The organism is Sphingobium sp. GW456-12-10-14-TSB1, from assembly GCF_059424385.1.
Genome location: NZ_JBWKZI010000001.1, coordinates 1,127,587 through 1,146,191, shown reverse-complemented (window position 1 = coordinate 1,146,191; position 18,605 = coordinate 1,127,587). Strand labels below are relative to the sequence as shown.

The following is an 18,605-nucleotide window of genomic DNA, read 5'->3' as shown; positions in this document are numbered from 1 at the left end:
CGCCTGCGCGGGAACACGCCTATTTCATTTCAGCAGCACCAGTTCTTCCGCCATGCTGGGGTGCAGCGCGACCGTGTCGTCAAAGTCCTGCTTGGTCAGCCCCGCCTTCACCGCGATGGCCGCGGCTTGCAAGATTTCCGGCGCGTCGGGACCGATCATGTGCAGCCCCACCACCCGCTCGGTCGTGGCGTCCACGATCATCTTGTAGAGCGCCCGCTCCTCGCGCCCGGCCAGCACATATTTCATCGGGCGGAAGTCGGACGTATAGACCTTCACCGTCCCCAGCTTGTTCTTCGCCTGCGCTTCGGTCATGCCGACACCGGCCAGCGGCGGGTGACTGAACACGGCGGATGGCACGCAGTCATAATCGACCGTGCGCGGATTGCCGCCAAAGACCGTATCGGCAAAGGCATGACCCTCGCGGATCGCCACCGGGGTCAGTTGCAGACGGTCGGTCACGTCGCCCACGGCATAGATGCTCTCGCAACTGGTCCGGCTATAGTCGTCGACCTTGATCGCGCCCTTGTCGTCCAGTTCGACGCCTGCGCTGTCCAGCCCCAGCCCGTCGACATTGGGCTTTCGCCCGGTCGCGAACAGGACGACATCGGCGGATACCGGATCGCCATCCTTGAAGTGGACGCACAGCGCACCGTCATCCGTCTTTTCGATCCGTTCCATATGCGCGTTGAAACGGAAATTGATGCCCTTCGTCATCGAAATCTGAAGCAGCCGGTCGCGTATCTGTTCGTCATAGCCGCGCAGCAGGGTGGAGGAGCGATTGACGATCGTCACATGGCTGCCGAACTGGTGAAAGATGCCGGCAAATTCATTGGCGATATAGCCAGCGCCGACGATGACGATCCGCTTTGGGCATTGGTCGAGATGAAACACCTCGTTCGAGGTGATGCCATGTTCCGCGCCTTCGATGTCGGGCATGACCGGCCAGGCGCCAGTCGCGACCAATATATATTTCGCCGTCACTTCGCGCCCGCTGGCCAGCTTCACGCTGTGCGGGCCGGTCACGACCGCGCGTTCGGGGATCATCTCAACCTTGTGGCTGTTGAGTGTATTCCGGTAGAGCCCCTCCAGCCGGTCGACTTCGCCCAGCACATTGTCGCGCAGCGTCGTCCATTCAAAGCCGCAGTCGGGGACGTTCCAGCCAAAGCGGCGCGCATCCTTCAGATCCTCGGCGAAATGCGCGCCATAGATCAGCAGCTTCTTGGGCACGCAGCCGCGAATGACGCAGGTGCCGCCGACGCGAAACTCCTCGGCCACCGCGACCTTCGCCCCATGCGCTGCGGCGACACGCGACGCGCGCACGCCGCCCGATCCTGCACCGATGACGAAAAGGTCGAAATCAAACTCGCTCATGCCTGGCCTCCGATTGGGTGCGGGGGATATGGCGGTTGAGGGCGGGAGTTACAAACGGGAATCTTGTTGCTGGTAGCCAAACCACCTCCGTTCGCTTCGAGCGTGTCGAGAAGCGTGCAGCGCCGCTTCCGCGTTTCTCGACTTCGCTCGAAACGAACGGCTGTTGTGGTTTACTCCGCCCCCAGCGCAATCTCGATCAGCGCCATGGTCGACGGATCAAAACCTGTGGCCCCGTCCGCCTCGATCGATTTGGCGATTTCCTTGCCCAGTTCGACGCCGAACTGATCGAACGGGTTGATGCCCATCAGCACCGCATTGGCAAAGGTGCGATGCTCGTAAAAGGCGATCAGCGCGCCCAGCGCATGCGGCGTCACATCGTCCATCAGGATGGTGGTCGACGGGCGGTTGCCGGGATAGGCGCGTGCCGGGTCGGCGGCATTATCCTTGCCGCGCATCAGCGCGGCTCCCTGCGCGAAGCAGTTGACCAGCAATGCGCGGTGATGCGCCGGGTTGAGCGCATGGCCCGGCTCGATCGCGGCGATGAATTCGACGGGCGTGATGATCGTGCCCTGATGCAACAGCTGGAACACGGCATGTTGCGCGTCCGTCCCTACCCCGCCCCAGGTGATTGGCGCAGTCGGGCCGTCCACCGGCGATCCATCCAGCTTTACCGCCTTGCCATTGCTCTCCATCTCCAGTTGCTGGAGATAGGATGGCAGCAGCGCCAGCCGCTCGTCATAGGCGAACACGGCGCGGGTCTGGCACCCCAGCACCCGCGTATAATATTGGTCGGCAAAGGCCGCGATCAGCGGAATATTCTGCGCCGGGTCGGACAGGCGGAAATGGCGGTCCATTTCGGCCGCCCCCTCCAGCAGGCTTTCAAACGCATCCCAGCCAAGCGCCAGCGCGGCGGGAAAGCCGATCGAGGACCAGAGCGAATAGCGCCCGCCTACGGATTCGGCGAAGGGCAGGATGCGGGTTTCATCGACGCCCCAGTCCATCGCCCGTTCGGGCGCGGCGGTCAGCGCGACAACGCGGCCATAGGGGTCTTCCACGCCGCCTTCGATCATCCAGTTGATCGCGCTGGCGGCGTTCAGCATGGTTTCGCTGGTGGTGAAGGTCTTGGAGGCGATCGCGATCAGCGTCGCATGGGGATCGAACCCCTCGATCGCGCGCTCCAGCGCGGTGCCGTCGACATTGGACACAATCGCCACGTCATACCGCACGCCGTCGCCGTCCAGCGCATCGACGATCAGGTCGGGGCCAAGCGCGGACCCGCCAATGCCGATATGCAGGATGTGGCGAATGTCGCCCAGCGCGCCCGCCTCTATCGCATCGACCAGCGCGCGCATGCGGTTATGCAGCGCCTTTGCGCTGGCGACGCTGTCGGGATGTCCCTCGCCCCGCTCGGCGGGATGCTCGGCCGCACGGCCTTCGGTATTGTTCACCGCCTCTCCGGCAAACAGCGCGTCGCGCCGCTGGGCAAAGCCCTGCTCATCCGCCAGCGCCAGAAATCCGGCGACAAGGTCATCGGTCAGATGGGTCTTGGACCAGTCGAAGCGGATCGGCCCCAGTTGATGCACCAGTTTGGACAAGCGATCGGGATCGGTCGTGAAAATCGACTTGAGGTCGGCTTGCGGCAGGGCGGCGATGGCCGCCAGTGCAGGAGTCGGCATGAAAATATCCTCTTCGATGAAACCGAAACCGGCGCTGCACATGCCGATTCCCGGCCTTCTTTAGCCAATGTTTCGACCAATTGCATAGGTCAGGACGCGCTTGACGTGTCAGGCCGCAAGCCTCAAAAGCCCCAACGGCCGCTTTATCGGCTGTTTCACAGGGATTGAACGATCACCCATGACTGCAAAATCGGAAACGCGGGACTTTCTCTGGTTCCTCGCCAAGCTGGGCCTGTTCGTCTTTGTCCTGCGTAGTTTCATTATCTCGCCGTTCAATATCCCGTCGGAATCCATGCAGCCGCGCCTGCTGATCGGCGATTATCTGCTGGTCGCCAAATGGCCCTATGGCTATTCGCGCTATTCGCTGCCCTTCAGCATCCCCCTGATCCCCGGCCGCATCTTCCCGTCCACCCCGCACCGCGGCGACGTGGTGGTGTTCAAGGCGCCGCCGAACCAGAAGAATGACTATATCAAGCGGGTGATCGGCCTGCCCGGCGACATGATCGCCGTGCGTGGTGGCACCGTTTACCTCAACGGCGCTGCCATCCCCAAGCAGAAGGTCGCCGACCTCGTCATTCCCGTGACCCCCAACATGACGCAGGCTGCAGCCAAAGAGGGCGCAGAGTCCCCCTGCTATCGCCCCGATTTCGAGGAAGCCGCCCCCGGCGGCGGCAAGCAGTGCCGTTATCCCCAATATCGCGAAACGCTGCCAGCGACCAAGGATACGCCGGCGAAAAGCTATAATGTGCTGGACCTGGTGCCGGACGGCGCGGCGGATGATCGCGACACGGTGCTGGTGCCGCAGGGCCATTTGTTCATGATGGGCGACAATCGCGACCGCAGCGCCGACAGCCGCTTCCCGACGGTGGAAGGCGGCGGCATCGGGCTGGTCCCTGAAGAAAATCTGGTCGGCAAAGCCATGATTTCGGTATTTTCGACCGATGGCAGCGCCAACTGGCTGCTGCCCTGGACTTGGGTGTCGGCTGCGCGGTGGAACCGCATCGGGGAAGGTTTTTGAACCATAAGGCGCCCCAACCTGACACGGCGGGCTGGCTGGCGGCGCTGATCGGGCGCCCCCCGCGCGACCCTGCGCGGTTCAGCCAGGCGCTCACCCATGGCAGCGCCAACCCGGTCAATTATGAGCGGCTGGAATTTCTGGGCGACCGGGTCTTGGGGCTGCTGGTATCCGAATGGGTGTTTGATCGCTTTGCCGGTGAACCGGAAGGCAAATTGTCGCGCCGCTTCAACGCGCTGGTGTCGGGCGAAACCTGTGCCGAGGTGGCGCGCGACGCGGGCGTGCCGGCCCATCTGATACTGGGCAAGCAAGCGCGCGACGATGGCGCGGCCAATAGCGACAATGTGCTGGGCGACGTCATGGAGGCGCTGATCGGCGCGCTCTATCTGGAGGCTGGGCTGGACGAAGCCCGCACGCTGGTGCGCCGCCTGTGGGCCGACCGCGTCGATACCCAGACCGCCGCGCCGCGCCACCCCAAATCCGCGCTTCAGGAATGGGCCGCCGCCAACAAGCGCAAGCCGCCTGAATATGAAATCAAGGACCGATCCGGCCCGCAACATGCCCTGCGCTTCGTCGTCGCCGTGACGATCAAGGGCGCAGGCGAGGCCAGCGCGACCGGCGGATCGAAGCAGGAAGCGGAGACAGCGGCGGCAGCAGCGTTGCTGGAGAAGCTGACGGGCTAAACCGAATTTATATGTTATGATGTGCTCCTGCGAAGGCAGGAGCCCAGGGCGCACTGGCGCGTGCTAACGCCCTGGGCTCCTGCCTTCGCAGAAGCACGGCTTGTTTAGGGCGAACGGAGTTTAGTTTGGAAAGTCCAGAAATTCAGTCAACGCAGCGCTGCGGCGTCATTGCCATTGTCGGCGCGCCCAATGCGGGCAAGTCCACGCTGGTCAACGCGCTGGTGGGGCAGAAGGTGGCGATCACCAGTGCCAAGGCGCAGACGACGCGCACCCGTGTCATGGGCGTCGCGATCGAGGGCGACGCGCAACTGGTGCTGGTCGATACGCCCGGCATTTTCGCGCCCAGGCGGCGGCTGGACCGCGCCATGGTGCAGGCGGCCTGGGGCGGCGCGCAGGGCGCGGATCTGATCGCGATGGTCGTGGATGGCAAGGCGGGGCGTGGCCCGAAGCTTGAACCCATCATCGAAGCGCTCAAGCATCGCACCGAACGCAAATGGCTGATCCTCAATAAGGTGGACATTGCCATCAAGGAAAAGCTGCTGACCCATACGCAGGTGCTGAACGACACGCTGGGTTTTGACGAAATCTTCTTCGTATCCGCCGCAACCGGCGATGGCCTGCCCGAACTCAAGGCCGCCTTTGCCGCCGCCATGCCGCAAGGGCCATGGCATTTCCCCGAAGATCAGGTGTCCGACGCCACCGACCGGATGCTGGCGGCGGAAATCACCCGCGAGCAGCTCTATCACCAGCTTCACGCCGAACTGCCCTATGCCGCCGCTGTCGATACCGAACAATATAAGGAACGGCAGGACGGATCGGTCGAAATCCACCAGCAAATCCTGGTCGCACGCCCGACGCAGCGCGCTATCGTGCTGGGCAAGGGCGGGCAGCGGTTGAAGGAAATCGGGTCAAAGGCGCGCGAGGAACTGGCCAAGCTGTTGGGGGTGAAGGTGCACCTCTATCTGCATGTCAAGGTCAAGGAAGACTGGGAAAATGACCGCGGCATCTATCGCGACATCGGCCTGGACTGGGTCGAGTAGCCGCTGAAATTCATTGTTTACTATCCTGTGCTACCCAAAGGCGATGCGGGGCATGCACAGGATCCTGGCGGGCATAAGCTTTTCGGTCAGCACGACCATGGCCGCGATGTTCGTCGCCTCGCGCTTTCCGGGCATGGAAATCCCCTTCCCCTACTGGATTTTCGGCTTCTGCACGCCGCTATGCATTTCCACGCCCGTCTGTATCATCATGAGCAGGCAGGCGGAGCAGAAGCGCCGTCTCAATGACAAGCTGCGCGCCGCGCTGGTGGAATTGCAGCAACTGGCGGAAGTGGACCAGATGACCGGCCTGCTCAACCGGGCGACCTTTCTGCGCCGTCTGCAGGAGGAGCAGGACCGCCAGCCCGGCACCTGCCTGCTGATCGATGTCGATCATTTCAAGGCGATCAATGACGGCTATGGCCATGCCATGGGCGATCGCGTGCTCAAGGCGATCGCGGACAGCCTGCGCGCCACCATTCGCAGCGATGATCTGTGCGGGCGGCTGGGTGGCGAGGAATTTGCCATCTACCTGCGCAACATGCCATCGACCCAGGCAACCGCCATGGCGGAGCGCGTCCGCCAGGCGATCGAAATGCTGGACATAGCAGCGGCGGACGGCACCCATATTCGCCCGACGATCAGCGTAGGCGCTGCACATGCGGATGGCAGCGCCAGTGCCGGTCCCAGCGTCAGTGCCGGTGCGAGTGCCGATCAACTGCTCCAGCGCGCGGACATGGCCATGTATGCCGCAAAGGCGAATGGCCGCAATCAGGTCAGGCTCGCGGCCTGACCATCATTCCGCCGCCGCCGCCTTCTTCTTGGCCGGGGCTTTCTTTGCAGCGGGTTTCTTCGCCGCCCCCTCCTTCTTGGCCGCCGCCTTCTTGGGCGCGGCTTTCTTTTTCCCGCCCTTCTTGGCCGGAGCCGCGGCGGCCCGCGCGTCGATCAGTTGCGCAGCTTCCTCCAGCGTCAACTGGTCCTTGTCCACCGTCTTGGGCAGGGTCGCATTGGTCGTACCGTCAGTCACATAGACGCCGTAGCGTCCTTCCATCAGCTTGATCTCGGCTTCCGTGCGCGGATGCGCGCCCAATATCTTCAAAGGCTCCCGCCCGGCGCTGCGCGGGCCGCGATTGGCGGCTTCGGCAAGCTTGACCACCGCGCTGTTCATCCCGACCTCGAAAATCTCCGACGTCGATGCCAGCCGCCCATATTTGCCGTCATGCAGCAGATAGGGACCAAAACGCCCGATATTCGCCACGATCGGCTTGCCGGTTTCGGGGTGCAGGCCAATCTCGCGCGGCAGGCTCAGCAGCCTGACCGCCCAGTCGAGCGTCAACTCGCCATCGGGCAAGTCTCTTGGGATCGACCCGCGCTTGGCCTCCTTGCCTTCACCCATTTCGATATAGGGGCCAAAGCGGCCGGATTTCTTGACGATGTCCTGCCCGGTCTCCGGGTGCTTGCCCAATATTTCGGGGCCAGTATCCTCGCCATCCTTGCCGCCGGGCTGGCCGAATTTGCGGGTATATTTGCATTCGGGATAGTTGGAGCAGGCAATGAATGCGCCAAAGCGGCCGCCGCGCAGCGACAATTGCCCGTCCGCGCACAGCGGGCAGGCGCGCGGATTGCTGCCGTCCGCCCTGGGCGGGAACAGCATCGGCTCCAGAAACTTGTCGAGCGCGGCGGTGATGTCGCTCGGCTTCTGCTCCATCACCTCGGCGGTCTTGGGCTTGAAATCCTTCCAAAAGGCTTCCAGCACCGCCTGCCACTGCGCCCGGCCGCCGGAAATGTCGTCCAGCTCGTCCTCAAGGCCCGCGGTGAAATCATAGGAGACATAACGCTCGAAGAAGCGCTCCAGAAAGGCCGTCACCAGCCGCCCGCTCTCCTCGGCAAAAAAGCGGTTCTTTTCGACCCGAACATAGTCGCGGTCTTTCAGCACCTGCAATGTCGATGCATAGGTGGACGGTCGCCCGATCCCCAACTCCTCCAGCCGCTTCACCAGCGATGCTTCGGAGTAACGCGGCGGCGGCTGGGTGAAATGCTGCTCGGCGCTGACCTTCTTCCTGGCGGGCGCATCGCCCTCGCTCATGCGCGGCAGCAGCTTGCCATCTTCATCGTCGCTATCGTCGCGGCCTTCCTCATACAGGGCCAGGAAGCCGGGAAAGATCACGACCTGCCCGGTCGCGCGCAGCGTATGCGATCCGGTGGCGTCGCTCATGTCGATCGTGGTGCGCTCCAGCCGCGCCGACGCCATCTGGCTGGCCAGCGCCCGCTTAAACACCAGGTCATAGAGGCGTGCGTGATCGCCGCTGCCCACCTTGTCGCGCGAAAAATCGGTCGGACGGATGGCTTCATGCGCTTCCTGCGCATTTTTCGCCTTGGTCTGGTAGATGCGCGGCTTGTCCGGCACATAGCCGCCATCATAGCGCTGCGCGATCGCGGCGCGCGCGGCGGAAATGGCGCTGCCGTCCATCTGCACGCCGTCGGTTCGCATATAGGTGATCGCGCCATCCTCATAAAGTTGCTGCGCGATCCGCATCGTGTGGCTGGCGGAAAAGCCCAGCTTGCGGGCGGCTTCCTGTTGCAGGGTCGACGTCGTGAAGGGCGGCGGGGGATTGCGGGTGAGCGGCTTGGTCTCGACCTTCTCCACCGTGAAGCGCCCGGCCTCGACATCGGCCTTGGCCGCCATCGCGTCGCCCTCGCGACCGATCGTCAGCCGCTCGATCTTCTCGCCCTTCCAGCGGACGAGGCGCGCGGTAAAGGCGGTGCCGTCCTGCTCCATATCCGCCGCGACCGACCAATATTCCTGCGGGGTGAAGGACTCGATCTCCCGCTCCCGCTCGACCACCAGCCGCAGCGCGACCGATTGCACCCGGCCCGCCGACTTGGCGCCGGGCAGCTTGCGCCACAGCACGGGCGAGAGGGTGAAGCCGACCAGATAATCGAGCGCCCGGCGCGCGCGATAGGCGTCGATCAGATCCTCGTCCAGCGCGCGTGGCTTGGCCATCGCGTCCAGCACGGCGGCCTTCGTGATCGCGTTGAAGGTCACGCGGTCCACCTGCGCCGGCAGCGCCTTCTTGGCGCGCAGCACCTCCTGCACATGCCAGCTGATCGCTTCCCCTTCGCGATCAGGGTCAGTCGCCAGGATCAATCGTGACGCGCCCTTGGCTGCGTCGCTTATGGCCTTGAGCTGCTTGCCCTTGTCACCATAATTTTCCCACTGCATCGCAAAGCCGTCATCCGGGTCCACCGATCCGTCCTTGGCCGGCAGATCGCGGATATGACCGTAACTGGCCAGAACATGAAAATCCCCGCCCAGATATTTCTCGATAGTCTTGGCCTTGGCAGGCGATTCGACGATGACAAGCTGCATTTACGGCCCCGGAATTTGATGCCTCACACGTACGCGCGAGTCTGGAAGGCGATGACGGCGGGCGTCAAGCGGTGCGTGTGATTAGGGGAGAAGGCGGGGGAGCGCTAGCCCCTTGGCTCTGCCGTCATGCCTGCGAAGGTCGGCATCTCTGGTGATAAAAGAGTTGGCGGAACTATTGGCTCCGTTCGTTTCGACTGGGCGTCATTCCTCACCGCAAACGCACCCGTCCCCCCGCCAGCCGGTCCAGCCGCTCGGCCAGTTCCAGTTCCAGCAGCACCGTTTGCACCACCGCCGGGCTAAGGCCGCTCAGGCGGATCAGTTCGTCCACCGGCACCGGCGCATGGCCCAGCAGCGCGATGACGGCGCTGCGTTCGCCCGCCGCGACATCGCTCGATACCGGCTCACCGGCGAAATCGAAGCTGCCCTGCCGCACCATGCGAATGTCGATGCTGCCCACTGCCTCCAGCACATCGTCGGCATTCTGGATCAGGGTCGCGCCCTCGCGGATCAGCTGGTTGCAGCCTTGCGCGCGCGGGTCTAGCGGCGATCCGGGAACCGCCATCACCTCCCGCCCTGCTTCGCCCGCCAGCCGCGCGGTGATGAGCGAACCCGATTTGGGCGCGGCTTCGACCACCACGGTCCCCACCGCCAAACCCGCGATGATCCGGTTGCGCGCGGGAAAATGGCGCGCCAGTGGCTGCACGCCGGGCGGATGTTCGGTCACCAGCAGGCCGACATCGGCGATCTGCGCCTGCAAATCGCGATTTTCCGGCGGAAACACCACGTCCAGCCCGCAGGCGATGACGCCGATCGTCCCGCTGCCCACCGATCCCTGATGCGCCGCCGTGTCGATCCCCCGCGCCAGCCCCGATACGACCACCGCGCCGCGCTGCCCCAGATCCTGCGCCAGCGTCCGCGCGAAGCGTATTGCCGCAGCCGACGCATTGCGCGCGCCAACCATGGCGATGCACTGCCCCGCCGCCAGCGCCGCATCCCCGCGCACGATCAGCGCGGGTGGCGCGCCCTCAAACTGGTCGAGCAGGGCGGGATAGTCTGCGTCCCCCATCAACAGGTAACGCGCGCCCAAGGCCCGTGATGCGGCAATCTCCCGCTCGACCGCGCCTGCATCGGCAACGCTTGCCTTGCCGCCGCCGCGTGCCGCCAGATCGGGAATGGCGCGCAATGCAGCCCCCGCCGTGCCAAAGCGCGCCAGCAATTGCCGATAGCTGACCGGGCCGATCCGGGGTGAGCGGATGAGCCGCAGCCGGTCGAACCGTTCCTGCTCGCTCACCCTTTGCCGGACCCGATCTTGGGTTCCGTTCCCTGCATCAGCCGCGCGATATTGGCGCGATGCCGCCACAACAGGATCAGCGCCATCGCCAGCGCCACGGGCACCAGTTCGATCCGCCCCATGAACCATAGCGCGATCGGCGCGCTAACCGCCGCCGCCATGCCGCCGACCGACGACCATCTGGTCCCGAACAGCGCGCCGAGCCACACTGCGGCAAAGATGCAGCCAGCGGGCCAGTGCAGCGCCGTCACCACGCCCATCATCGTCGCCACGCCCTTGCCCCCGGCAAAGCGCAGCCAGACCGGATAGCAATGGCCGATAAAGGCCACGGCCCCCGCCATCGGCCCTCCTCCGTCGATCAGCGCCGCGCCGATCAGCACCGCCGCCGCGCCCTTGAGCAGGTCCAGCAGCAGCGTCGCCGCCGCCAGCCCCTTGCGCCCCGTGCGCAGCACATTGGTCGCCCCGATATTGCCGGAACCGATCTGCCGCAGGTCGCCCGCCCCGGTAAGGCGGGTCAGCAACAGGCCAAAGGGGATGGAACCCAGCCCATAGCCAAGCAGCAGAACGCACAGGGGAAGCAGCCAGGGAAAGTTCATATTCTCGCCGATGATGATAGGGCAGACAGGATGGTCAGGCGACCATAGCGTGACGGGCGGCGCGGGCAATGGTCAACCGCAACCGCTCACCGCCTTCGCTTGATTTATGCCTGCGCGCCCGTCATTCTGGCGACCTCCCAGCGACGGACTTGCCATGACCGACAATGCTTCGTTCGATCCCCTGAGCAACCTCGTCCACAACTGGAGCATGATGGCGCTGGCGCCGCAGAAATTGTGGCAGTCGATCAACAGCGGCTGGTCGTTCGGCAACATCATCGTCAACGAAAATAATTCGAGCGCGCCGCAGACCGAACAGGCGATCGTCGCGCAGGAAAGCTATGGGCGGCAGATCGGCAAGTTGCTCGACGCGGTCGATACGCTCGCCAGGCGGCAGCCGGACTGGCCGGACACGGAGCAGCTAAAGGCCGCCATCGACCTGAAGATCAGGGTCGACGGCGTGAAGCTGGCCATGGCGCAGCGGCGGATCGACCAGTTGCGCGGCGATCTGGAACTGCTGCGCGCCGCCGGCCCGGCCGACCAATATGATGCCAGCGTCGCGGCCCTGCGCAAGCTGCTGGCGGAACTGCCCGAAACAGGGGATTGAACCGAACGGGCGTTGACACCCCCGCCTGTTCCCGCGACATGTCCCTCCATAATGACGGTCGCGCCAGAAGCTCCCATCCTCTTTTTCGATTCCGGCGTGGGCGGGCTATCCATCCTCGCCCCCGCCCGCGCACTGATACCGACCGCGCCGGTCGTCTATGCCGCCGACAGCGCCGGATTCCCCTATGGCACCAAGAGCGAGACGGAAATTGCCGCGCGCGTTCCGGCGCTGCTGGGGCGGCTGGTGGAGCGATACCGCCCGCGCCTCGCCGTCATCGCCTGCAACACAGCATCGACCATCGCATTGAGCCATGTGCGCGCAGCGCTCGACATTCCCGTCGTCGGCACCGTACCCGCCATCAAACCCGCCGCGCTTGCCTCCAAAACCCGCGTGTTCGGGGTATTGGGCACCGACGCCACCGTGCGCCAGCCCTATGTCGACCGGCTGGCCGCCGAACATGGTGCGGACTGCATCATGCTGCGCCATGGCTGCGCGGCATTGGTGCAACTGGCCGAAGCGAAGCTGCGCGGCGAACCGCTCGACCCGGCGATCGCCCGTGCCGCGCTCGCGGGCCTGACCGACCAGCCGGGCGGGGACCGCATGGACATAGTCGCGCTGGCCTGCACCCATTTTCCGCTGGTCGAGGAAGAACTGGCCGCCGCTGCATCGCGTCCGCTGACCTTCGTTCATGGCGGCGAGGGGATCGCCCGGCGCATTGCGTTTCTGACGCAGGGCCAGCCCTGGCCTGACGTTCCGGCAAACGGCATCGCCGTATTCACGCGGGTGGATGACCATGTCCGCGCGCTCGCCCCGGCGCTTGCCCGCTATGGCCTCGACCGGATCGAACAGCTCTGATTCTGTCTCTTGGACAAAAGGTCCGATATGATTGATCGGTATTTCCCCTTATGTCTGCGAACGGTTAGCGCTGGTAAAGCGCAGCATTAATCGGTAAACGCCCGCTATAAGTAGAATGTGGGCAGTCTAGGGTTAGGGCGAGCGTGAACTACAAGCATATCTTTGCGCAGGCGATCGATCGTCTCCATGAAGAAGGCCGGTATCGGGTGTTCATCGATATCCTGCGCAACCGGGGCGCCTACCCCAATGCGCGCTGCTTTCACGGCCATAATGGTCCCAAGCCCATCACCGTCTGGTGTTCCAACGACTATCTGGCCATGGGCCAGCATCCCAAGGTCGTGGCCGCAATGGAAGAGGCGCTGCACGATGTCGGCGCCGGGTCCGGCGGCACCCGCAATATCGGCGGCAACACCCATTATCATGTCGATCTGGAAGGCGAACTGGCCGATCTGCATGGCAAGGAAGCGGCCCTGCTGTTCACGTCGGGCTATGTCTCGAACGAAGCGACGCTCTCTACCCTGGCCAAGCTGCTGCCGGGCTGCATCGTCTTTTCCGATGAACTCAACCATGCCAGCATGATCGCTGGCATCCGCAATTCGGGCTGCGAAAAGCGGGTGTTCCGCCACAACGACGTCGACCATCTGCGCGAATTGCTGGCGGCCGAAGATCCCGAAGCGCCCAAGCTGATCGCGTTCGAAAGCGTCTATTCGATGGACGGCGACGTCGCGCCGATCGCCGCGATCTGCGACCTGGCCGACGAGTTCAACGCGCTGACCTATCTGGACGAAGTCCATGCCGTGGGCATGTATGGCGCGCGTGGTGGCGGCATTTCGGAACGGGATGCCGTAGCTGACCGGCTGACCATCATAGAAGGCACGCTGGGCAAGGCGTTCGGCGTGATGGGCGGCTATATCGCGGCCGACCAGATGATCGTCGATGTGATCCGCAGCTATGCGCCCGGCTTCATCTTCACCACTTCGCTCTCCCCCGTGCTGGTTGCGGGCGTGCTGGCCAGCGTGCGCCATCTGAAAGGCTCCAGCGAGGAACGGGACGGGCAACAGGCGTCCGCCGCCCTGCTCAAGCAGTTCATGGCTGATGCGGGCCTCCCCGTCATGGACACGGTCACCCATATCGTGCCGCTGATGGTGGGCGATCCGGTCAAGGCCAAACGGATCAGCGACATTCTGCTCGCCGAATATGGCGCCTATGTGCAGCCGATCAACTATCCCACCGTCCCGCGCGGGACAGAGCGCCTGCGTTTCACCCCCGGCCCGGCCCACACCGAAGCGATGATGCGCGATCTGGTCGCGGCGCTGGTGGAAATCTGGGACCGGCTGGACCTTGAGTTGCTGGAACGCAAGGCAGCTTAAACCCCATCGCCGTTTCGCTGGAAATGGGCGGTCAGGCCTTCGCCACGCCACCGCGAACGGCATAGCCGCGATACAGCGTCCTCAGGCTCGGTTCGCCACCGACATTGCGGGCGACGGCTTCGATGGCGTCACCCAGCACCGGGCGCGGCGTTACGTGGAACCGCGCCAGCCATCCAAACAGGACCGCGCGCCACGCTCCGGGCAGGCCTTCCTGCTGGCCGAAATCCACAACCTCCAGCCTGCCCCCCGGCGCGACGCATAGCGCGGCCTGTTGCAATGCCGCTTCCCAGTCGGGGATCATCGACAGCGCATAGCTGATGAACACGCGATCGAAGGTCGCCCGGCCGAACAGCGCCTGGGGATCGAAATCCACCGCATCCCCCCGTGCCAGCCTGACGCGGCAGGCCATGCCCACCCGCTCAACCGAAATCTGCGCAGTATCAAGCATCGCCTGCGAAATATCGACGCCATAGAGCCGCGCATGGGGCCATGCCTTGCCAACCGCGATCAGGTTGCGTCCGGTGCCACAACCGATTTCCAGCACGCTGCCGCCCGAAGGCGGAGCAAGGTCGGCGATCAGTCCGTCGCGCCCCAGCAGATAATATTTGCGCGTTATGTCATAGATATGCCGTTGCCAGCGATAGGTGCCGTCCATCAACCGTCCATGGTCGCTCATCATGCCTCCTTCAGCACATAGAGATGCACCCCGCCATAAATGGCCGATCGGTCGCTCGCCGTGTAATCAAGCGACGCCTGCGCCTGATACGCCCACTGGTCCATCACCGCGTCGACAACCCGTCCGGGCAGGATGCTCGGTTCGCCCGCCGTGCGGAACAGCACCCGCGCGCCCGGCTTCGCCGTCCGCGTGATCTGCGCCCACAGCGCGTTCAACTGATCGTCATCCATCCAGTCCTGCGCATCGAGCAAAATGTAGCGATCCGCCGAAGCGGCAGGCTGATCGCGCAGGAAATCGGTGAAATTGACATGGCGCACATCGACCCGGTCCGCCCGCGTGCGCACCGCGTCATGATTGGCCGCCTGCAAATAGGGCGGCAATGGCCCCGCGCCCGCCGGGTCATTGGCGGCATAGCCGCGCCCGAAGGCCTGCACCGCGAAATAATTATCCTTCAGGTCAAAGTCGCAGGCCAGTTTCTTCAGCCGGGCTTTGAGCACCGCGTCCATCCGGTCGTCCCCGGCCAGCGCCTCGAACTGCGCGGGCGGAATGCCCAGCCCGAATAGCGAGGCGGGCTGGCTGGTCAGCCAGCGCACAAACGCCTTGTCGAAAATCGGGGCCAGTTCCGCGTCGAAAATCGCCCGCTGCTCCGCCAGTGTCGTGGCGTCCAGCATCCGCCGCGGATTGACGCCATGCAACCGCGCCAGCAGATGCGCCGCGCCGATGAAGCGCCCCAGCAGGCCATGTTTGTAGATGCCCCGCGCAAAGCCGCCGATCCGCCGCCGCCCGATCAGGTCGCGCCCTTCCCAGTAGCGCCGCGTCGCTTCATCCAGATGCGGCGCGACCATTTCCCGATAGGCCGCGATATTCTCGCGGCTGTCCGCCTGCGCGAAAAAACGGTGGAAGGCGGCGTGGTCCGGCAAGGTCCGCGCCGCCATCAGCTTCAGCCGGTTGAGCGCGATATGCGCGGTGTTCAGGTCCACGGCCGTGATCTTCGCGGGATCGGCAGTCAGGTAGGACAGGACGTTGCAGCCCCCCGACGCGATCGTCACCACATGGCAATCGGGCGTGATCGCCAGCGCCTCCATATCCACCGCCGGATCTTCCCAGATCTGGGCATAGACCAGCCCCCGGAACGCGAAGGTGAAGGCACGCTCCAGCAGCCCCTGCTTGGACAGATGCCGGTGGCGATGCACCGCGCGCGTGATCTTTTTATGGGCCGGTGCCGCCATGCTGTTCAAGCCTCCTCGCTATCGGGTCGTGGCGTGGCCCATAGGGCAACTGCGCGTCGGCACCGTGACGATAGCGTTACGTCCCTGTTACCAGCTTGCGGAACCGGCGGCGCTCTCACATCTTCTGGTCATCTATGGCCCATTGGATCGAACCCCACCCCACCGGCATCTATGTCCGCCCTGCCGATGCGTGGATCGACCCGTCCGCCCCGCGCGAGCGCGCATTGGTGACCCACGGCCATGCCGATCATGCGCGCGGCGGCCATGGCCATGTCTGGGCCACGCGCGAAACGCTGGCGATCATGGGCCTGCGCTACGGCACGGCATCGGGCACGCCGGTCGGCTATGGCGAGGAAATCCGGCTGGGCGGCGTCACCATCCGCTATGTGCCCGCAGGCCATGTCCTGGGATCGGCGCAGATCGTCCTGACCCATGCGGGCGAGCGGGTCGTCGTCACGGGCGATTACAAGCGCCGGCCCGACCCCACATGCCCGCCGTTCGAGCCGGTGCCGTGCGACATTTTCGTGACCGAAGCGACCTTTGGCCTGCCCGTGTTCCGCCATCCCGATACCGGCAGCGAGATCGACCGGTTACTCGCCGCCCTTCACGCCAACCCCGATCGCTCCGTGCTGGTCGGCGCCTATGCGCTGGGCAAGGCGCAACGGGTCATCTGCGAATTGCGCGCGCGCGGCCATCACGACCCGATCTACCTCCACGGGGCAATGGAACGCATGTGCAATCTCTATGTCGAACTCGGTGTCGAGATGGGCGACCTGCGCCCCGCCACTGGCGTCGCGGCAAAGGAGATGCGCGGCGCGATCATCGTCGCACCGCCATCCGCCCTCAACGACCGCTGGAGCCGCCGCCTGCCCGACCCGATCACTGCCATGGCATCCGGCTGGATGCGCGTGCGCCAGCGTGCCCGGCAGAAGAATGTCGAACTGCCGCTGATCCTGTCCGACCATGCCGACTGGGACGAACTGACAGACACGATCCGCGAGGTTGCCCCGACCGAAACCTGGATCACCCATGGGCGGGAGGAAGCTTTGCTCCACTGGTGCATGACCCATCAGATCAGGGCGCGGGCGCTAGCGCTGGTCGGGCGGGACGATGAGGAGGAGGAAGGGTGATGGCCCTGAGCGACCCCCACCCGTTCGGTTCGAGCTTGTCGAGAACTGTATCGCGCGCGTTCTCGACAAGCTCGAACCGAACGGACGTTGGCCAATGAGACCCTTCTCCCAACTGCTCGACGCCCTCGTCTACACCCGATCGCGCAATGGCAAGCTGGCGCTGATCGCTGCCTATCTGCGGTCCGCGCCGGACCCGGATCGCGGCTGGGCGCTGGCTGCTCTCACCGGCAATCTCGATCTCAAGGCGGTCAAATCCTCGGCCATTGGCGAAATGATCCGCGCCCGTGTCGATCCCGTCCTGTATGAAATGAGCCGCGACTATGTGGGCGATCTGGCCGAAACCGTCGCCCTGCTCTGGCCGACGCCGCCGGGCGAACCGCCGGACCTGGACGACGGCACGCTGACACTTGCTACCGTGGTCGATCGTCTCCACGCCACCAGCCGCGCCGCAGCGCCCGACGCCCTGGCGCAGATGATGGACCATCTCGACGCATCAGGCCGCTTCGCCCTGCTCAAGCTCGCCACCGGCGGCCTGCGCGTCGGCATCTCCGCCCGCCTCGCCAAAACGGGCTTCGCGCAGGCATTCGGGCTCGACGTCGATGATGTCGAGCAGGTCTGGCACGCCTTGCCGCCCCCCTACACCGCCCTGTTCGACTGGGCCGAAGGCCGCGCGCCACGCCCCGACCCAGCGGGCACGCCCTTCTTCCGCCCCTTCATGCTCGCCCACCCGCTCGAAGCCGACAGCGTGGACTTGGCGGACTATGCCGCCGAGTGGAAATGGGACGGTATCCGCATCCAGATCGTCGGCACGGGGAGCGAAACGCGCCTCTACAGCCGCGCGGGCGACGACATTTCCGCCAGCTTCCCCGAAATAGCCGCCGCCTTCACCGGCCATGCCGTGCTGGATGGCGAATTGCTGGTGCGCGGCGAGTTTCAGGGCGGCGAGGCGGCCAGCTTCAACGCCCTGCAACAGCGCCTTGGCCGCAAGCTCGTCAGCGCCAAAATGCAGGCGGACTATCCCGCTTTCGTGCGCCTGTACGATCTGCTGCTGGAGGGCGACGAGGATTTGCGCGCCCTGCCCTGGGAACAGCGCCGTGCCCGGCTCGAAGCCTATATGCCCCATCTCGACGCAACGCGGTTCGACCTGTCCGCCACCATCGACGCTGCCGATTTCGACGCCCTCGCCGACATTCGGGCAGGCGCGCGCGACGCCGCGATCGAAGGCGTAATGCTCAAACGCCGCGACAGCCCTTATGTCGCCGGGCGCAAGGCTGCTTTATGGTATAAATGGAAACGCGATCCGCTGACCGCCGATTGCGTCATGATGTACGCCCAGCGCGGCCATGGCAAACGCTCCTCCTTCTATTCCGATTACACCTTCGGTTGCTGGACGCCGGAGGGTGAACTGCATCCGGTGGGCAAGGCCTATAGCGGCTTCACCGATGAGGAATTGAAATGGCTGGACCGCTTCGTCCGCCAGAACACGGTCGCCCGCTTCGGCCCGGTGCGTGAAGTGGAAAAGACGCTGGTGCTGGAAGTCGCTTTCGACAGCATCCATGACAGCAAGCGCCACAAATCCGGCCTCGCCATGCGCTTCCCCCGCATCGCCCGCATCAGGCGGGACAAGCCAGCGGCGGAGGCGGACACGGTGGAGGGGCTGAAGAAACTGGTGCGCTAACCCAAAAACAAACGGGCCGATGGC

The 18,605-nt window shown here is 64.6% G+C and carries 16 protein-coding genes; 9 read left to right on the top strand and 7 right to left on the bottom strand.

The window, feature by feature from the left end; translation table 11 throughout:
• Positions 1–24 precede the first annotated feature (24 nt).
• Both gor and pgi read right to left on the bottom strand, forming a co-directional pair.
• On the bottom strand, positions 25–1,371 hold the full coding sequence (gene gor, locus AC07X9_RS05580; RefSeq protein WP_017184441.1) for a glutathione-disulfide reductase: 1,347 nt from the start codon (positions 1,369–1,371) through the stop codon (positions 25–27).
• A 170-nt stretch (positions 1,372–1,541) separates the two neighbouring features.
• Positions 1,542–3,047 (bottom strand): glucose-6-phosphate isomerase, encoded by a 1,506-nt coding sequence (gene pgi / locus AC07X9_RS05575; protein WP_026002634.1) that lies wholly within the window; start codon positions 3,045–3,047, stop codon positions 1,542–1,544.
• A gap of 178 nt (positions 3,048–3,225) precedes the next feature.
• Here pgi and lepB point away from each other — a divergent pair, with 178 nt between their 5' ends.
• From lepB to AC07X9_RS05555, 4 genes are all read left to right on the top strand, one after another.
• The gene (gene lepB, locus AC07X9_RS05570; protein WP_086485641.1) at positions 3,226–4,065 is read left to right on the top strand and encodes a signal peptidase I; all 840 of its coding nucleotides are present in this window, start codon (positions 3,226–3,228) and stop codon (positions 4,063–4,065) included.
• A complete protein-coding gene (gene rnc, locus AC07X9_RS05565) occupies positions 4,062–4,745 on the top strand; it encodes a ribonuclease III (protein ID WP_017184444.1) in 684 nt (227 codons plus the stop codon). The genes lepB and rnc overlap by 4 nt, the downstream gene beginning before the upstream one ends.
• 125 nt (positions 4,746–4,870) lie before the next feature.
• A complete protein-coding gene (era, locus tag AC07X9_RS05560) occupies positions 4,871–5,785 on the top strand; it encodes a GTPase Era (RefSeq protein WP_017184445.1) in 915 nt (304 codons plus the stop codon).
• Between the two features lie 52 nt (positions 5,786–5,837).
• Positions 5,838–6,575 carry a GGDEF domain-containing protein gene (locus tag AC07X9_RS05555; RefSeq protein ID WP_017184446.1) on the top strand — a complete coding sequence of 246 codons (738 nt, stop codon included), beginning with the start codon at positions 5,838–5,840 and terminating at the stop codon, positions 6,573–6,575.
• Positions 6,576–6,578: 3 nt separating this feature from the next.
• Here the strand turns inward: AC07X9_RS05555 and topA are convergent, their stop codons facing one another.
• The 3 genes from topA to plsY form a co-directional block, all read right to left on the bottom strand.
• On the bottom strand, positions 6,579–9,152 hold the full coding sequence (gene topA / locus AC07X9_RS05550) for a type I DNA topoisomerase (protein ID WP_017184447.1): 2,574 nt from the start codon (positions 9,150–9,152) through the stop codon (positions 6,579–6,581).
• Positions 9,153–9,360: 208 nt separating this feature from the next.
• Entirely contained in the window at positions 9,361–10,443 is a 1,083-nt protein-coding gene (gene dprA / locus AC07X9_RS05545; protein ID WP_017184448.1) for a DNA-processing protein DprA, read from the bottom strand.
• Positions 10,440–11,039, bottom strand: a complete 600-nt coding sequence (plsY, locus tag AC07X9_RS05540; protein ID WP_026002636.1) for a glycerol-3-phosphate 1-O-acyltransferase PlsY — start codon at positions 11,037–11,039, stop codon at positions 10,440–10,442. Before plsY ends, dprA begins: the two co-directional genes overlap by 4 nt.
• Positions 11,040–11,193: 154 nt before the next feature.
• On the opposite strand from plsY, the gene AC07X9_RS05535 reads away from it, so the two are divergent.
• The 3 genes from AC07X9_RS05535 (at position 11,194) to hemA (ending at position 13,868) form a co-directional block, all read left to right on the top strand.
• A complete protein-coding gene (locus AC07X9_RS05535) occupies positions 11,194–11,643 on the top strand; it encodes a hypothetical protein (RefSeq protein WP_017184450.1) in 450 nt (149 codons plus the stop codon).
• Positions 11,644–11,694: 51 nt separating this feature from the next.
• Positions 11,695–12,498, top strand: coding sequence for a glutamate racemase (gene murI, locus AC07X9_RS05530; protein WP_017184451.1), 804 nt, complete (start codon positions 11,695–11,697; stop codon positions 12,496–12,498).
• 143 nt (positions 12,499–12,641) lie between these two features.
• Entirely contained in the window at positions 12,642–13,868 is a 1,227-nt protein-coding gene (gene hemA, locus AC07X9_RS05525; RefSeq protein WP_017184452.1) for a 5-aminolevulinate synthase, read from the top strand.
• Between the two features lie 31 nt (positions 13,869–13,899).
• Here hemA and AC07X9_RS05520 read toward each other — a convergent pair whose 3' ends face one another.
• The gene (locus AC07X9_RS05520; protein WP_086485950.1) at positions 13,900–14,544 is read right to left on the bottom strand and encodes a class I SAM-dependent methyltransferase; all 645 of its coding nucleotides are present in this window, start codon (positions 14,542–14,544) and stop codon (positions 13,900–13,902) included.
• Positions 14,544–15,773, bottom strand: coding sequence for a BtaA family protein (locus AC07X9_RS05515; RefSeq protein ID WP_017184454.1), 1,230 nt, complete (start codon positions 15,771–15,773; stop codon positions 14,544–14,546). The genes AC07X9_RS05520 and AC07X9_RS05515 overlap by 1 nt, the downstream gene beginning before the upstream one ends.
• A 134-nt stretch (positions 15,774–15,907) precedes the next feature.
• Between AC07X9_RS05515 and AC07X9_RS05510 the strand changes: the two genes are divergently transcribed.
• Both AC07X9_RS05510 and AC07X9_RS05505 read left to right on the top strand, forming a co-directional pair.
• The gene (locus AC07X9_RS05510; RefSeq protein WP_017184455.1) at positions 15,908–16,903 is read left to right on the top strand and encodes a ligase-associated DNA damage response exonuclease; all 996 of its coding nucleotides are present in this window, start codon (positions 15,908–15,910) and stop codon (positions 16,901–16,903) included.
• A 94-nt stretch (positions 16,904–16,997) separates the two neighbouring features.
• On the top strand, positions 16,998–18,581 hold the full coding sequence (locus AC07X9_RS05505; RefSeq protein WP_017184456.1) for a cisplatin damage response ATP-dependent DNA ligase: 1,584 nt from the start codon (positions 16,998–17,000) through the stop codon (positions 18,579–18,581).
• Positions 18,582–18,605: the final 24 nt, after the last annotated feature.

What these genes read in the sequence shown, in the direction of transcription:
- gor (WP_017184441.1), bottom strand. Translation starts at nt 1,371, where the DNA reads ATGAGCGAGTTTGATTTCGACCTTTTCGTCATCGGTGCAGGATCGGGC.
- pgi (WP_026002634.1), bottom strand. Translation starts at nt 3,047, where the DNA reads ATGCCGACTCCTGCACTGGCGGCCATCGCCGCCCTGCCGCAAGCCGAC.
- lepB (WP_086485641.1), top strand. Translation starts at nt 3,226, where the DNA reads ATGACTGCAAAATCGGAAACGCGGGACTTTCTCTGGTTCCTCGCCAAG.
- AC07X9_RS05555 (WP_017184446.1), top strand. Translation starts at nt 5,838, where the DNA reads ATGCACAGGATCCTGGCGGGCATAAGCTTTTCGGTCAGCACGACCATG.
- topA (WP_017184447.1), bottom strand. Translation starts at nt 9,152, where the DNA reads ATGCAGCTTGTCATCGTCGAATCGCCTGCCAAGGCCAAGACTATCGAG.
- plsY (WP_026002636.1), bottom strand. Translation starts at nt 11,039, where the DNA reads ATGAACTTTCCCTGGCTGCTTCCCCTGTGCGTTCTGCTGCTTGGCTAT.
- AC07X9_RS05535 (WP_017184450.1), top strand. Translation starts at nt 11,194, where the DNA reads ATGACCGACAATGCTTCGTTCGATCCCCTGAGCAACCTCGTCCACAAC.
- murI (WP_017184451.1), top strand. Translation starts at nt 11,695, where the DNA reads ATGACGGTCGCGCCAGAAGCTCCCATCCTCTTTTTCGATTCCGGCGTG.
- AC07X9_RS05520 (WP_086485950.1), bottom strand. Translation starts at nt 14,544, where the DNA reads ATGAGCGACCATGGACGGTTGATGGACGGCACCTATCGCTGGCAACGG.
- AC07X9_RS05515 (WP_017184454.1), bottom strand. Translation starts at nt 15,773, where the DNA reads ATGGCGGCACCGGCCCATAAAAAGATCACGCGCGCGGTGCATCGCCAC.
- AC07X9_RS05510 (WP_017184455.1), top strand. Translation starts at nt 15,908, where the DNA reads ATGGCCCATTGGATCGAACCCCACCCCACCGGCATCTATGTCCGCCCT.
- AC07X9_RS05505 (WP_017184456.1), top strand. Translation starts at nt 16,998, where the DNA reads ATGAGACCCTTCTCCCAACTGCTCGACGCCCTCGTCTACACCCGATCG.